This is a genomic window from Aeromonas sp. S8(2024) (genome assembly GCF_041403085.1).
GTDB classification, from domain to species: Bacteria; Pseudomonadota; Gammaproteobacteria; order Enterobacterales; family Aeromonadaceae; genus Aeromonas; species Aeromonas dhakensis.
This window is the reverse complement of record NZ_JBGLRF010000002.1, coordinates 757,914-771,734: the sequence shown is the minus strand read 5'-3', so window position 1 is coordinate 771,734 and position 13,821 is coordinate 757,914. Positions and strand designations below refer to the sequence as shown.

13 protein-coding genes and 1 pseudogene are annotated in these 13,821 nt (G+C 57.3%); 3 read left to right on the top strand and 11 right to left on the bottom strand.

What is annotated here, in order from left to right:
* Positions 1-136: 136 nt before the first annotated feature.
* The gene (locus ACB031_RS08090) at positions 137-976 is read left to right on the top strand and encodes a sterol desaturase family protein (protein ID WP_371139332.1); all 840 of its coding nucleotides are present in this window, start codon (positions 137-139) and stop codon (positions 974-976) included.
* 78 nt (positions 977-1,054) lie between these two features.
* On the opposite strand, the gene ACB031_RS08085 is transcribed toward ACB031_RS08090, so the two are convergent.
* The 6 genes and pseudogenes from ACB031_RS08085 to ACB031_RS08060 form a co-directional block, all read right to left on the bottom strand.
* Positions 1,055-2,455, bottom strand: coding sequence for a basic amino acid/polyamine antiporter (locus tag ACB031_RS08085; protein ID WP_371139331.1), 1,401 nt, complete (start codon positions 2,453-2,455; stop codon positions 1,055-1,057).
* 9 nt (positions 2,456-2,464) lie between these two features.
* The gene (locus ACB031_RS08080) at positions 2,465-3,367 is read right to left on the bottom strand and encodes a homocysteine S-methyltransferase family protein (RefSeq protein ID WP_371139330.1); all 903 of its coding nucleotides are present in this window, start codon (positions 3,365-3,367) and stop codon (positions 2,465-2,467) included.
* A gap of 269 nt (positions 3,368-3,636) precedes the next feature.
* A complete protein-coding gene (locus ACB031_RS08075; protein WP_021463090.1) occupies positions 3,637-4,179 on the bottom strand; it encodes a hypothetical protein in 543 nt (180 codons plus the stop codon).
* A 19-nt stretch (positions 4,180-4,198) separates the two neighbouring features.
* The gene (locus ACB031_RS08070; protein WP_010633484.1) at positions 4,199-5,518 is read right to left on the bottom strand and encodes a hemolysin family protein; all 1,320 of its coding nucleotides are present in this window, start codon (positions 5,516-5,518) and stop codon (positions 4,199-4,201) included.
* A 429-nt stretch (positions 5,519-5,947) separates the two neighbouring features.
* A pseudogene (locus ACB031_RS08065) lies at positions 5,948-6,289 on the bottom strand (transposase); the annotation flags it as partial.
* Positions 6,290-6,526: 237 nt separating this feature from the next.
* The gene (locus tag ACB031_RS08060) at positions 6,527-6,985 is read right to left on the bottom strand and encodes a hypothetical protein (RefSeq protein ID WP_371139329.1); all 459 of its coding nucleotides are present in this window, start codon (positions 6,983-6,985) and stop codon (positions 6,527-6,529) included.
* Between the two features lie 535 nt (positions 6,986-7,520).
* Here ACB031_RS08060 and ACB031_RS08055 point away from each other — a divergent pair.
* Together ACB031_RS08055 and ACB031_RS08050 are read left to right on the top strand one after the other, a co-directional pair.
* Positions 7,521-8,918, top strand: a complete 1,398-nt coding sequence (locus tag ACB031_RS08055; protein WP_371139328.1) for a hypothetical protein — start codon at positions 7,521-7,523, stop codon at positions 8,916-8,918.
* The gene (locus ACB031_RS08050) at positions 8,911-9,228 is read left to right on the top strand and encodes a hypothetical protein (protein ID WP_010633481.1); all 318 of its coding nucleotides are present in this window, start codon (positions 8,911-8,913) and stop codon (positions 9,226-9,228) included. The genes ACB031_RS08055 and ACB031_RS08050 overlap by 8 nt, the downstream gene beginning before the upstream one ends.
* Positions 9,229-9,350: 122 nt before the next feature.
* On the opposite strand, the gene ACB031_RS08045 is transcribed toward ACB031_RS08050, so the two are convergent.
* The 5 genes from ACB031_RS08045 to pstA all read right to left on the bottom strand — a co-directional run bounded on the left by ACB031_RS08045 (position 9,351) and on the right by pstA (position 13,805).
* Positions 9,351-9,683, bottom strand: coding sequence for an HNH endonuclease signature motif containing protein (locus ACB031_RS08045; RefSeq protein ID WP_371139327.1), 333 nt, complete (start codon positions 9,681-9,683; stop codon positions 9,351-9,353).
* 1 nt (position 9,684) lies between these two features.
* Entirely contained in the window at positions 9,685-10,032 is a 348-nt protein-coding gene (locus ACB031_RS08040; protein ID WP_371139326.1) for a hypothetical protein, read from the bottom strand.
* A gap of 304 nt (positions 10,033-10,336) precedes the next feature.
* The gene (phoU, locus tag ACB031_RS08035) at positions 10,337-11,047 is read right to left on the bottom strand and encodes a phosphate signaling complex protein PhoU (RefSeq protein WP_005302735.1); all 711 of its coding nucleotides are present in this window, start codon (positions 11,045-11,047) and stop codon (positions 10,337-10,339) included.
* A gap of 179 nt (positions 11,048-11,226) precedes the next feature.
* Positions 11,227-12,045, bottom strand: a complete 819-nt coding sequence (gene pstB / locus ACB031_RS08030; RefSeq protein WP_005302736.1) for a phosphate ABC transporter ATP-binding protein PstB — start codon at positions 12,043-12,045, stop codon at positions 11,227-11,229.
* 110 nt (positions 12,046-12,155) lie between these two features.
* Entirely contained in the window at positions 12,156-13,805 is a 1,650-nt protein-coding gene (gene pstA, locus ACB031_RS08025; RefSeq protein ID WP_017778548.1) for a phosphate ABC transporter permease PstA, read from the bottom strand.
* Between the last annotated feature and the right edge of the window lie 16 nt (positions 13,806-13,821).

Sequence of the window (13,821 nt, the reverse complement as noted above, 5' to 3'; positions counted from 1 at the left end):
ATACCAATTGATGGGCCGCCGCTGGCCACATGCCACATCAAGCTCCAGATGAACACACCCACTGCAGCAAAATGTTAATGAAAGTTTGCATTCATCCTTTATGCTGGAGAGCAATTGCTCTGACTGGATACCCGACATGGATGTGCAACTGCTCCTGCTCTACCTCTCGCCAATCTTTGTGGCCTTTATCGGCTGGGAGATGCTCTACCTGCGCAAGCATGGCGCCGCCTATCCCAGCGCCGGCTACCAGTGGAGGGATCTCTTCGCCAACGCCACCCTGGCGCTGATGCATCAGGGGGGCGACGCGCTGGCGGCCATCGCCATCGCCTACCTCTACGACTCCCTCTGGGGCTGGCGGCTGCTGGACATAGAGCTGAACGTCTGGAGCCCGTTGCTGCTCTTCCTGCTGCAGGATCTCTGCTACTGGCTGTTCCACTTCGCGAGCCACCATGTGCGCTGGCTCTGGGCCTCCCACGTGGTGCACCACAGCTCGGAGCGGCTCAACCTCTCCACCGCCTTTCGCCAGAGCCTGATGTACCCGGTCTCCGGCATGTGGCTGTTCTGGATCCCCATGATCCTTATCGGTTTCCCGCCCGAGGCCGTGGTGGCCACCGTGCTCTTGAGCCTGGGTTTTCAGTTCTTCGTCCACACCCAGGTGGTGGGCAAGCTCGGCTGGATCGAAGCCATCTTCAACACCCCCTCCCACCACAGGGTGCACCACGCCAGCAACGCCAACTATATCGATCGTAACTTCGCCGGAGTGCTCATCATCTGGGACCGGCTGTTTGGTACCTTCGTGGAAGAAGACCCCGCCGAGCCGTGTCGCTTCGGCATCACCAAGCCCATCCACAGTTTCAATCCGCTCACCCTCACCTTCCACGAGTGGCGCGACATGCTGCAAGAGGCCAGGGGCCTGCCCTGGCGACAGAAGCTCGCGGTGCTGTTTGGCAAGCCGGCCGGCCCCGCCAGCCGCTGAGCACGCACTGCAAGCAATCAGCAGACAAAAAGAGAGCGCCCCCTTGGGCGCTCTCTTGCATTGCCGGTCACAACCCGGTCAAACGTGGGCAAAGGACCAGACGGCGGGAATGAGGCTCAGCAGCGTCACCCCGGCCAGCAGCCGCTCGCGTCCGCTCAGGGGCTGCTCGGCCCCCAGCTGGCGCCGGCTGTAGAGGAACAGCAGCAGACCCGGCCCGTAGAGCAGAAGCGACAGCAGCAGGTACTCCACCCCGGCGGCGTAGAGCAACCAGAGACCGTAACCGCTCGACACCAGCGCCACTACCCGCATCAGACCATTACCCTCCCTACGCAAGGAGAGCTTGAGCAGGAACAGGCCGATCAGCAGGTAGGGCACCAGGATCATGGAGGTGGAGATAAGCAGCAGGTTGGTGTAGCCCTTGCCAAGCAGCCACACCAGCAGCAGGCAGCCCTGCACCGTCAGGCTGGTGAGCCAGAGCGAGGCAATGGGGGTGCCGTTGCGGTTCTGGCGCCGGAAGATGGCCGGGAAGGCGCCGTGGCGCGCCGCACTGAACGGCACCTCGGCCGAGAAGAGGGTCCAGCTCACGTAGGAGGCGAGCACCGAGACGATAAGGCCGGCGCTGATGAGCAGTTTGCCCCAGGAGCCGGTCATCTGGGCCATCAGCCCCGCCATGGAGGGGTTGGGCAGGGCCGCGAGCTCGGGGCGGCTCAATATCCCGAGCGCCAGCACCGAGATGAGCACATAGAGCAGCAGCGCCAGCACCACCCCGAGCACGGTGGCCGTGCCCACGTCCCGCCTGTTTCTGGCCCGGGCCGACAGCACCGCCGCCCCCTCGATGCCGGTGAAGACCCAGAGGGTGATCAGCATGGTGTTGCGCACCTGCTCGGAGACCGGCGTTGCCAGAGTGCTGCCCTGCTGATCCGCCGCGAAGGTGACCGGGTCGAACCAGTAGCAGGCGAACAGGATGAACAGCAGCAGCGGCAGGCTCTTGGCCAGGGTCGCCACCAGGTTGAACAGGGCCGCCTGCTGCACGCCACGGACCACCAGCAGGTGCACCGCCCAGAGGATGCAGGACTCGCCGACAAAAGCCGCCAAGGTGTTGCCCTCGCCAAACCAGACCCGCTCCGGGGTGTCGACGAAGCTGCCCAGGGCCGCGAAGGCGATCACCAGATAGCCCACCACGCCGATGGTGGCGCACAGCCAATAACCCCAGGCGGAGAAGAAGCCCACCAGATCGCCGAAACCGGCCCGGGCGTAGCTGTAGATGCCGCCGTCGAGATCCGGTCTGAGCCGCGACAGATAGAGGAAGCTGGCCGCCAGCGCCAGTATGCCGACCCCGGTAACGCCCCAGCCGATCAGCACGGCGCGCGCGCCGGCCACCTCGGCCATGTTCTGAGGCAGGCTGAAGACGCCCGCCCCCACCATGGAGCTGAACACCAGGGCGGTGAGGGACCAGAGCCCGATCTTGCTCTCTTTCATGGTCTCTCCTTAGCGCAGCCGGCTGGCCAGGGCCTGAATGTGCTCGGGCCCGATGCCGCAGCAACCGCCGATGAGGCTCGCCCCGGCAGTGCGCCAGCGCTCGGCCCAGCCAAGGTAATCCAGCGGCCCCAGATCGGTGCGGATCTCGTCCAGCCCGTCGTTGGCGGTCGCCTCCTTGGGCTGGGGCGGGAAGGCGTTGGCATAGGCGCCGAGGCGAACGTCGGTGCGCCCCAGGGCCTGCAAGCCGGCCCTGGCCACCTTGAGCGCCCCTTCGATCACCTCGGGCTGGCAGCAGTTGAACAGGATGGCGTCCACCCCGGCCGACGCCAGGGCGGCGACGGCGTCGGCCACCCGCTCACCGGAGCGCAGGGTCGGTTCGCTGCCCGGCGCCTCGTCTTCCAGGGTGAAGGAGACCCAGAACGGCTTGCCATCCTCGGGCAGCAGGGCCTTGAGGGCCAGCGGCTCGGCGATGAGGCTCATGGTCTCCGCCAGCCAGAAATCCACTCGGGGGGAGAGCGCCCGAATAAGCGGGGTCGCCAGCTCACTCACCCGTTTCGCGTCGAACAGGTCGGCGCGGTAGGAGCCAAACAGCGGTGGCAAAGAGCCGGCCACCTGCACGCTGCCCGCCTGTTCGTCAGCCACCTCGCGGGCCAGCTGACCGGCCAGCGCCGCCAGCTCCTCCCCCTCTGTCGCAAAACGCGCCTCACCGATATGAAACGGCACCAGCGCATAGCTGTTGGTGGTGATGACCTGGGCCCCGCTCGCCACATAGGCCCGGTGCACCTCGCGCACCGTCTCGGGGGCCTCCATCAGGGCCAGCGCCGACCACTCCGGCTGGCGAAACGGCGCGCCCCGCCGTGCCAGCTCCCGCCCCATGCCGCCATCCAGTATCCACAATGCCTGCGTATCCATCTGTCTTGTCTCTTGTTGTGTTGTTGTCTTGCTGTGCGGGACTGTGCGCTTTATCCGTTGCGCCTGCCCCGGCGGCGCGGCAACCCGTCGCCATCGTCACCCTGAACAAATCAGCCATAAAAACATATAGATGTTTAGATGGCCAAAATAAGATAAAGCAAAGCCAGCCCGACGGCAACCGGCATCACCGCCAAACCACAAACGCAGAAGGCAGAAAAGCAAGAGGCCACCCTAAGGTGGCCTCTTGTGGCAACAGATGAACTGGTGGCTCAACGCCCGGCCAGTACCCGCTTGGTCTGTTTGACCCAGTCGGAGACCCGACCCTGCTGAGGATACCCCTGCCAGATCTGCTCCCACTGGGCGGGGCTGAGCGGGCGGCCCAACCGGCGCTGCACCCCGGCATAGAGGTAGTCGTGGGCCGTGGTACGGGCCTGGGCCGAGGTAAGGAACTTGGCCACCGGGTCGGTCAGGCGCACGTCCCGCATGCCGAGCAGCGGATAGTCGCTGTGCACCGCCGCCAGCATGGTCTCGCGCATGGCCGATTCGATGTAGCCACGGGCAAACAGGGCGGTCACCGACTCGAGCGATCCTTGATCCGGGCCGTGATACTCCTCGTCGAACACCGGGCTCGGCTCGGCCACGGCGCTTTGCACCACCGCATCGGGATCCGGCTGCGGCATAACCACGGCTGCCTTGGGGGCTGCCGGTTTGGCTACCGTGGTCGCCTTGCGCGGTGCGCTCTGGCTGCAGGCACCGAGTGCCAGGGCAAGCGCCACACAGGCCAGCGCACGGGAATGAGACTGCATCTTCATGATTGCTAACGAGCTCCTTTTACGATTCCTGAGCGGGCTTGTCGGCCGGCGTGGCCTCTACCCGGGTGACCAGCAGCTGGTCAATCTTGTAGCTGTCGATGTCCACCACTTCAAACTTGTAACCGGCGTATTTGACCGAGTCGGTTCGCTTGGGGATCTTGCGCAGCATGTACATGATGAAGCCGGCGATGGTTTCATAATTCTGGTTTTCCGGGAACTCCTCGATGTCGAAGGCACGCATCACGTCGGAGATGGGGGTCACCCCGTCCACCAGCCAGGAGTTCTCGTCCCGCTGCACTATCTGCTCTTCCACCACGTGGGTGGCCCACTCCCCCATGACGGTACTCATCAGGTCGTTCATGGTGACGATACCCACCACCAGGGCGTACTCGTTCATCACCACCGCAAAGTCGCCGCGATGGTTCTTGAAGTACTCCATCGCCTCATAGAGGTTGAGGGTGTCGGGGATGATGATGACGTTCTGCACCAGGGAGCCGCTGTTGAGATCGATGCTCTGGCCGCTGATGACCCGGATCAGCAGCTCCTTGGAGTCGACGAAGCCCTTGATGCTGTCGAGGTTGTGGTCGCACACCAGGAACTTGTTGTGGGGGTGCTCGGCGATCTTGGCCTTGATGCTCTCCTCCCCCTCTTGCAGGGTGAAGTAGATGAGGCTCTCGCGCGCCGTCATGGCGGAGGTAACGCCGAGGGACTGCAGCTCGAACACGTTCTCGATGAGCTGATGCTCCTCGCGCTGGATGACGCCGGCCTCGGCCCCCGCATCCATCACCGCATAGATGTCGTCGGAGGTGATCTCGTCGTTGCGCACCATGGAGATGCGCAGCAGCCGGAACAGGCCGTTGGCCATGCCGTTGAACAACCACACCAGCGGCATCAGCAGGGTGACGCACAGCAGCATGGGGCGCACCACCACCACGGCGATCCGCTCCGGCATGGTCATGGCGAGGCGTTTGGGCATCAGATCGGCGATGAGAATGAACATGCCGGTGACGAACACGAAGGAGGTCGCCGAGCTGATTTCACTCAGCCAGGGCCCCTGATAAAACTCGGAGACCAGCTCCTTGATGGCCGGGTTCAGGGCGGATTCGCCCAGGATACCGCCCAAGATGGCGACGGTATTGAGCCCGATCTGCACCACGGTAAAGAAGTTGCCCGGCTGGGCCTGCAGTGCCAGTACCTTTTCGGCATGGCGGTTGCCCTCATCGGCCATCACCTGCAACTTGATCTTGCGGGAGGCTGCGAGGGAGATCTCGGAGAGAGAGAAGAACACGCTGCCGGCAACCAGCAGCATCAGGAAAAATAAACTATCGGCAAAACTCATGATTAACCTATTGCTACACCCGTCTTAGCACAAGACGGCAAACTGGGTCCGGGAGACCGGACCGTGAGTCGATCCGGGACTCACACAGGGGGCATATTCTAGCAGAAAAGCGCCAGTCGGGTGGCGATATCTTGCACTGACTGAAAAGGCAACAAAAAAGGCGCTCAAAGCGCCTTTTTATTCATTTCGCCATCAGAGTCACCAACCCGTTAAAACTAAGGGCATACGGCGCTAAGCCTTGTTCTACCTGACTTACAGCGTAAGGACCTCAGCTTGGCTAGGGGCTCTGATAAGCTTTCATTCCCACCCATAAACGCTAAGGTGTGGTCAATGATGTGGATACTCCACACCTAACCAGCCCCCCCCTGAGCGGGTTGAACTGCATTGCATCCTGTAAAAATCAGGCGTGAAATGAGCATAGGTCATCGTCTGTTGGATAGAGGCATGACCCAGGATTCGTTGCAGCACCAAAATGTTTCCCCCATTCGCCATCAAGAGAGCAGTAGCCTTTTTTAGTATGCCCTTTTCGCGCTCGAGCCGGTTGATACGGGTTTCCAACTCCTGGATTTTCTGCTGCTCCGGAGTCAGCGCTTTGCTGATTGAGGTACTGCCACTGCGTTTGGATTGAAGCTGCTGAACCCTGCGGCAAAATACGGTTTCACCGACATCCTGGGAACGGCTGGCTTCGGGGACTGAATACCCCTGGTCGACCACCAGGGATGCGGCTTCCAGTTTGAACTTGGCAGTAAATGAGCGACGCAATCTTGTCATTGAACACCTCAGATTATGGTGGCGACTCTACCACCTAAAACAGTGTCCGGGATGATTAGACCACTACAATCCAGAATTTCACGAGTGAAACGTTCAGGCTCCTAGATACAGCCAAATGAGCTGAATGGAAAGTAAATGGTAATGGAGCTAAAGTAACGTAAAGCTGAAACATGCCTTTGTATGGACAAGGTTCGCCCCATCAACTCCATCACCTAAATTTACATACACAGCATTTATTTACAGTGGTTTTCCACCATTCAAATGGAACCAATCAAAGTGATTAGGAGAACCATAGGTCATACTAATTAACAATGGAGCTTCTAAACATTTTTCTGATGTCCAAGTTAGCTCACCATACCCACTAGCACCTGATGTTGTACCTCTCAGGATCAGCTCCCCATGATTTCTAGAATTTAATGTTGCACCATCCGGATTTACAGGACTTCCGATGAAGTGACCGGAAGCAAAGAGGTTTTGACCTGGATTAGTATCTTCAGTGTATTCATTACCATCCGCATTTATCAGGGTTATTTTAACTTGAATCGGTGAGGATGATGTATTTACAACATTGTATACATATTCAGCGGTATTCGCTGTAAACCAAGTTGGCAGAATGATTTTCTTACTATACTGACAGTCTGCGTATGATTGAGTAGAAGAAATTATGAGTAAAGTGGCAAGCGCTAGTTTTTTCACTCTAAAACACCATGTGGTTAAGTTTATTGAAACTACTGATATTATGCGTGTATGCGTTTATAGCATACGCTAAACAATAATACCTAAACAAGCCTCACAATGGCAATGATAAAGCATATAGTTTTGTCTCGTATAAATGACATTCTAAAAATATCTATAACATATTAGATAACTCTTATTCTTTGAAGCGGCCATCACAATGGGATAAACGGGCAAGCCTTATGGCGCAAGGCTTGCCCAGTAATTTCTGGTAAGGGCCTAGAATTTCACGAGTAAAGCATTAAGAATCCATATTTCAGGGACAAGCCTCTCCATGATAAGAAAGAAACCCCAGCTGTGGCTGGGGTTTCTACTGCTGACGTGACCAAAACAAGGCCAGGGAATGGCGCCGCATGAACTGGGCATCACCGAACAGCGTGGCATCATACCTGCGCAGTCTCATCCCCTGCAATTGGCCTCCTAGAGTTTTGTTCTCATCCGAACCTGTGGCAGACTGCCCGCTCACAAAAAGGGCAGACAAATATCGGGAGAATTCATGGCGGCCAAAAACATCTGTGAGCTGAATCTCGACGAGTTCACCAGGATACAAGGCCCGGAGCGCGGCAGCGCCAGAGACGGCAGCAGAGTCATGGTGGGCCGAGCAGGGGATCGCGATAGCTGTGTGAAAATGGTGGACGGCAAACTGCAGATCACCGGCTCTGACGAGTTCCGTCGCACAGTCGAGGAAGCCTATGAGGCCAAGCAAACCCCATCCAGCGGGTTTGGTTCTGCCCCCTATCACCCACAACCTACTTCAGAACCCGAGCCTACCCTGAGCAAGCTGATGCCGGCAACCCAAGGCCCGGAGATAGAAATCTTTGACGTGGGGTACTACTGGAACGAATTCCACCAGAGCAAGGAAGCGATCTACAAGAAGTTGTACGGCCCAGAGGCCAACTTTCAGCAGCAATCGATGTTTGAACGCAATAACGAGCACCTGCAAGACATGGTGCTGCCAGGTGAGATTGTGATTCTGGCCAACAACCCTCAAATATTGGCAGAAAAAGACCGGCTGATCCTGCTTGAGACACAAGCGAAAGCAGCAAGTGGGGCGCTCCAGAAATTAACCCCAGAAGAGGCCTCAACACTCAAACAACATTTTGACGTCTTTGACTGGGTGGCGGCTCATAACCTAAGCACTACATCGGCAACATTCGGGGCAATAAGCACTGCAGCTTCCAAGAAGTTGGAGCAAGTACAAAATGTACTCAAAGAGCTCAATACCCTTTATGTTGCTCACGTCAGCAGCAGCAAAGGGAAACCTTTCCCCCCTGAATTTTACCTGCAAAGACAAATGCTATTCAGCAAGCTGGATGGACACTTGTCAAAACTAGCCGTGTCTGGAATCAGTATCTCGGATTACAGCCCCCTCAAAAAGCGACTCGGTCTATCCACAAAATCGGTACTGCATAACTGGCGAACTGTCTCACGCCATGGAGAAGTCCCAGCACTTGGAGAACGAATTGCCCATATGAGTAAGTTCGTTGCAGGCGCAAACCGGATTGGATATGTCAGTATCGGGCTGGACGCGGCGACAGGCTTAACCAAGATTCATCACGCATGTACCGAAGGTACTCAATGCCAAAAAACTACTGCGCGTGAAATTGGGCGCTTTAGTGGGGCCGTCGGTGGAGGGATCTGGGGAGCTGAAGTTGGGGGTTCTATCGCTATTGGGGCGGCCAGTGGTGTCGCTATCGCCTTTGGCGTTGTGCTATCAGCTCCTGTTATTGCTGTAGTTGGCATCGGTGGAGCAGTGGCCGGCGGCTATTACGCTGGTGACAAGTTCAGTGAGATGGGAGCTATGGTTGGAGAGATCATTTCCGATGCTGCCGACAAAGGTTCAGAAAAGATGATGGATGTTTTGTATAAAATGAAAGGTGTTCTTGATGACTGACATACTCAATCTGATTGGGGCCATCAGCAGCCTAATATTATTAGGGCTATTTTTCACATTGCCGTTCACTTTGCTCATGATGATTTTCATGACGCCAAAGCTGGATCAGTTTATGTCTGATAACCCAAAGTTTGAAAGCCAGTGGTTCGTTAATCGCTTCACAAGATTCCACCGGTATGGTATTGCACTAATGGTCGATTCAAAACGCTACAAATGCCCAAACGGACTAAAGTGGCTAGCTGTCCTATCAACCCTGATGAGTTTCATCTTCCTAGCCGCATGTGTTGGCACACTCTTAATACTTGGCTGACCCTAACCGGTAGACGATACCTCTTAAAGAATTTGATATAGCTCTAAATTAGAATAAAAAGACACCGGCTAGAGGCCGGTGTCAGAATATTACTAATATCCGCACACACATTTTTTAAAGAATTACGTTTTCTTGTAATTACCATTATTATCTAGGCGGTAATTCTCGTTATCTACAGATTTTACTTCTGGCTTCTCAGTTTTCAAGCGGCCATCACTGCGGGCTCTATTGTTAGCCCAATGCAGTGGCCTGAGGTTGCTAAGATTGTCAGAACCTCCTGACGACACTGGCGTGATGTGAACAATTTCCCACCCATAAGTACCTGTCGTACCGTAAGAACTTTTCTTAATCCAAGCGGTACACTGATCTTTCCTGAAGCCATTTCCTTCATTTTCGGTGCCACAATGTGTTGCTTTTGCCCAAACGGCATCTATCGTTTGTTGAGAAAATGCCATGTTATGCTTCCTCAGTTACTGGGATCAAATCGCTATCCCATGCTTTGAATTCATTTTCATTTGAGGTGTGATTACAATCGCTGCCTTTACAAAGAGGAAGAATGTATTCTTTGCCACCGTCTCCGGATTTGATGACATGTGCGCCAACTAGATCTTTGGTTTCTTCACAACCTAATCTCTCACATACAGTTGCAGCTTTTCCTTTCTTTTTTTCCCAAAAATCTAACCAGCTTGTGTATTCGGCTGGAGGGGTTTTATCCGATGTGTGCTTCTTATTCTTTACTAAAAGAAAAGCCATATAATGTAACTTTGTGGATTTATATCGTGAGCACCATTTCTCAATTCTCATATGGGGCTATCCATTATTGATTTCAAGGTCTTTTTTGAGGTTTCTCAAGCCGCCTTTGGAAACGAGGCCATCACCCATAAACAGGTGGTATAGATGATGCCTAGGAAGAATGATCACGGCTATGCTGCGTTGAAGTGTGCGTTCACAAACTCAGAGGTACGGTTTGATAGAAGAAAGGGGCCAATGGCCCCAAGTATTCTCGATGTGGTCAACATGCGGACAAAATTAGAAATAAATCCTTTTATTTCAATCGATTGAACCATTTCACCAAGGCGCTCAAAGCGCCTTTTTATTCATTTCAGACTCACCCTTTCCCCAGCAGGGTGCCCAGGTCGTCCGCCTTGGTGTGGCGCACGTCCTTGCCTTTCACGTAGTAGACGATGTATTCGCAGATGTGCTGGCAGCGATCGCCGACCCGCTCGATGGCCCGCGCCGCCCACAGCACGTTTAGCACCTGCGGTATGGTGCGGGGATCTTCCATCATGTAGGTCATCAGCTCGCGAATGATGGACTCGTACTCCCGGTCCACCTTGTCATCTTCCTTGTAGACCGCCAGCGCAGCATCGAGATCCATGCGGGCGAAGGCGTCCAGCACGTCGTGCAGCATCTTGATGGTGCGGCGGCCCATGTTCTCCAGCGACACCAGCGGCGGCTGCGGCTTGTTGGCGTTGTCGGTCAGCATGCGGGCGATCTTGTCCGCCACATCGCCGATGCGCTCAAGGTCGGTGATGGTCTTGATGATGGCCATCACCAGCCGCAGGTCGGAGGCAGTAGGCTGGCGCTTGGCGATGATGCGGGTGCACTCCTCGTCGATCGCCACTTCCATGGCGTTGACATTATGGTCGTTGGCCACGATCTTGCGCGCCGCGTCCAGATCCTGATCGTGGATCGCCGCGATGGCGTCGGTCAGCTGCTGCTCCACCAGCCCGCCCATCACCAGCACCTGGTTGCGCACGCTCTCGAGCTCGGCATTGAACTGACCGGAGATGTGTTTGTTGAGGTTCATATTGTCCATACCAATAATCCTTGATGCTCCGAGTATGCCCTAGTCGTTGAACTGACGGGTAATCTGTTTGTTGATGCTCATCTTGCTCATCCCCATAACCCTTGTTGCACCAACACGCCCTAGTCGTTGAACTGACGGGTAATCTGTTTGTTGATGCTCATCTTGCTCATCTCCATCACCAGCATCCCTTAGCCGTAACGACCGGTGATGTAGTCTTCGGTCTTCTTCTTGGCCGGGGTGGTGAAGATGGTGTTGGTGTCCGAGTACTCGATGAGCTCGCCCATGTACATGAAGGCGGTCTGATCCGACACCCGCGCCGCCTGCTGCATGTTGTGGGTCACGATCACCACGGTGAACTGGCTCTTGAGCTCGTTGATCAGCTCCTCGATGGTGAGGGTGGAGATGGGGTCGAGCGCCGAGGTGGGTTCATCGAGCAGCAGCACTTCCGGCTCGATGGCAATGGCGCGGGCAATCACCAGACGCTGCTGCTGACCACCGGAGAGGCCGAAGGCGTTGTCGTGCAGGCGATCCTTCACCTCGTCCCACAGGGCCGCGCCGCGCAGGGAGCGCTCGGCCGCCTCGTCCAGGGTGCGTCTGTCGTTGATGCCCTGCAGGCGCAGGCCATAGACCACGTTCTCGTAGATGGACTTGGGGAAGGGGTTGGGGCGCTGGAACACCATGCCCACCTGACGGCGCAGAGCGGAGACATCGACGCTCTTGTCGTAGATGTTGTGGCCGTGCAGCTGAATTTCGCCCTCGATGCGGCAGATCTCCACCAGGTCGTTCATCCGGTTGATGCAGCGCAGCAGGGTGGACTTGCCGCAGCCGGAGGGGCCGATAAAGGCGGTGACCTGGCCCTTGGGGATCTTCATGTTGACGTTGAACAACGCCTGCTTGTTGCCGTAGTACAGGTTGAGATCCTTCACCTCCAGCGCGGTCTGCTCCGGGCTCAGGTTGAGCAGGTCGGTCGCGGTATGCTGGGTCGCTGCGGTCGTTACGTTGATCATCTGTTACCTCAAAATCTGTCGATGGCGGCGGGCACTTTCAGGGCCCGCGGCCGGAACGCTTGGCTGGCAGGAAACCCTGTTCCCTGCCCGTCTCTGTAGTGGCTGGCCTATCAATGCTCCAGCGACCGGAATTTCTCACGCAAGTGGTTGCGGATACCGATGGCCGTCAGGTTGAGGCCGACGATCACCGTCACCAGCAGGAAGGAGGTGGCGTAGACCAGGGGACGCGCCGCCTCGACGTTGGGGCTCTGGAAGCCGACGTCATAGATGTGGAAGCCCAGGTGCATGAACTTGCGCTCCACGTGCAGGTACGGGAAGTTGCCGTCCATCGGCAGGGTCGGCGCCAGTTTCACCACCCCCACCAGCATCAGCGGCGCCACTTCACCGGCCGCGCGGGCGATGGCCAGGATGAGGCCGGTCATGATGGCCGGGCTTGCCATGGGCAGCACGATGCGCCACAGGGTCTCGGCCTGGGTAGCCCCCAGCGCGAGGGACCCCTGGCGGATGGTGCTCGGGATCCGGGCCAGCCCCTCTTCGGTGGAGACGATCACCACCGGCAGGGTCAGGATGGCCAGGGTCAGCGCAGACCAGATGACGCCGGGGGAGCCGAAGGTCGGGCTCGGCAGCGCTTCCGGATAGAACAGCTGGTCCAGCGAACCACCGAGGGTGTAGACGAAGAAGCCCAGACCGAACACGCCGTACACGATGGAGGGCACGCCCGCCAGGTTGATCACCGCGATGCGAATGATCTTGGTCAGGCTGTTCTTGCCCGCGTATTCATGCAGGTAGACCGCTGCGATAACCCCCAGCGGAGTCACGATGATCGCCATCAGGAACACCATGAAGACGGTGCCGAAGATGGCCGGGAACACCCCGCCCTCGGTGTTGGCCTCGCGCGGATCGTCGGAGACAAACTTGCCGATCTGGTGGAACCAGTAACCCACCTTGGCCGGCAGGCTCATGTCGTTGGGCCACACCACGTCCAGCACCTTGGACATGGGCATGGTCACCAGTTCGCCACGCATGTCCTTGACCGTGATGCTGTCTCTGTCTGCCTGGGCACGCAGAGAGAAGAGCTCCTTCTCCAGCACCTGATAACGATCGTTGAGGGCCTGACGCTCGCTCGCCAGCTCGGCTTTAAGCTGATCGGTCAGCTTGTCGTCCAGCTCGGCCTTGCGCTCTTTGAGGCGCAGCCGCTCCAGTTGATAGTTGATGCTGCCGATGTCCCCTTTTTGCAGATCGTCGGCTTGGCTTGAGAGGCCGTTGGCCCGCGCCAGCACCCGCTGCAGGGCGGGATGCAGATCCGAAGTGAGCTCGCGGCCATCCTCTTTCACCGCGACGATATAGCCGTAGAAGTTGCCGTTGGTGGCACGCTCCACCATGGCCAGCTCCGCCGGCAGGCTCTGGGACTTGATGTCGGTCTCCAGCACCCAGCGGAAGTCCAGGTCGACGAACTCGCGGTTGCCGGTCTTGACCAGATAGCGGGTCAGCAGCTCGCGCTCCTCCCCTGCCAGCGGCAGGCCGGCGGCCCGCAGCCGCTCGACCGGCACCAGCTCGCGGTCGTTGATTTCGCCGATCAGCACGCTCTTGTTGCCCTGGGCGTCTTCCAATTGCCACTCATAGATGGGGTGGGGCCAGAAGTAGACCAGACCACGCCAGCCGATCAGCAGCAGCAGACCCAGTACCGCTACCAGACTCAGGCTGACGGCGCCGCCGGTCATCCAGATCCAGGGGGCCCCCGATTTAAACCACTTACCCATTGTCGATTCCTCGATC

Bases quoted from the DNA above. Each gene is read 5' to 3' on its own strand.
- ACB031_RS08090 (WP_371139332.1), top strand. From the start codon at position 137: ATGGATGTGCAACTGCTCCTGCTCTACCTCTCGCCAATCTTTGTGGCC.
- ACB031_RS08085 (WP_371139331.1), bottom strand. From the start codon at position 2,455: ATGAAAGAGAGCAAGATCGGGCTCTGGTCCCTCACCGCCCTGGTGTTC.
- ACB031_RS08080 (WP_371139330.1), bottom strand. From the start codon at position 3,367: ATGGATACGCAGGCATTGTGGATACTGGATGGCGGCATGGGGCGGGAG.
- ACB031_RS08075 (WP_021463090.1), bottom strand. From the start codon at position 4,179: ATGAAGATGCAGTCTCATTCCCGTGCGCTGGCCTGTGTGGCGCTTGCC.
- ACB031_RS08070 (WP_010633484.1), bottom strand. From the start codon at position 5,518: ATGAGTTTTGCCGATAGTTTATTTTTCCTGATGCTGCTGGTTGCCGGC.
- ACB031_RS08055 (WP_371139328.1), top strand. From the start codon at position 7,521: ATGGCGGCCAAAAACATCTGTGAGCTGAATCTCGACGAGTTCACCAGG.
- ACB031_RS08050 (WP_010633481.1), top strand. From the start codon at position 8,911: ATGACTGACATACTCAATCTGATTGGGGCCATCAGCAGCCTAATATTA.
- ACB031_RS08045 (WP_371139327.1), bottom strand. From the start codon at position 9,683: ATGGCATTTTCTCAACAAACGATAGATGCCGTTTGGGCAAAAGCAACA.
- ACB031_RS08040 (WP_371139326.1), bottom strand. From the start codon at position 10,032: ATGAGAATTGAGAAATGGTGCTCACGATATAAATCCACAAAGTTACAT.
- phoU (WP_005302735.1), bottom strand. From the start codon at position 11,047: ATGGACAATATGAACCTCAACAAACACATCTCCGGTCAGTTCAATGCC.
- pstB (WP_005302736.1), bottom strand. From the start codon at position 12,045: ATGATCAACGTAACGACCGCAGCGACCCAGCATACCGCGACCGACCTG.
- pstA (WP_017778548.1), bottom strand. From the start codon at position 13,805: ATGGGTAAGTGGTTTAAATCGGGGGCCCCCTGGATCTGGATGACCGGC.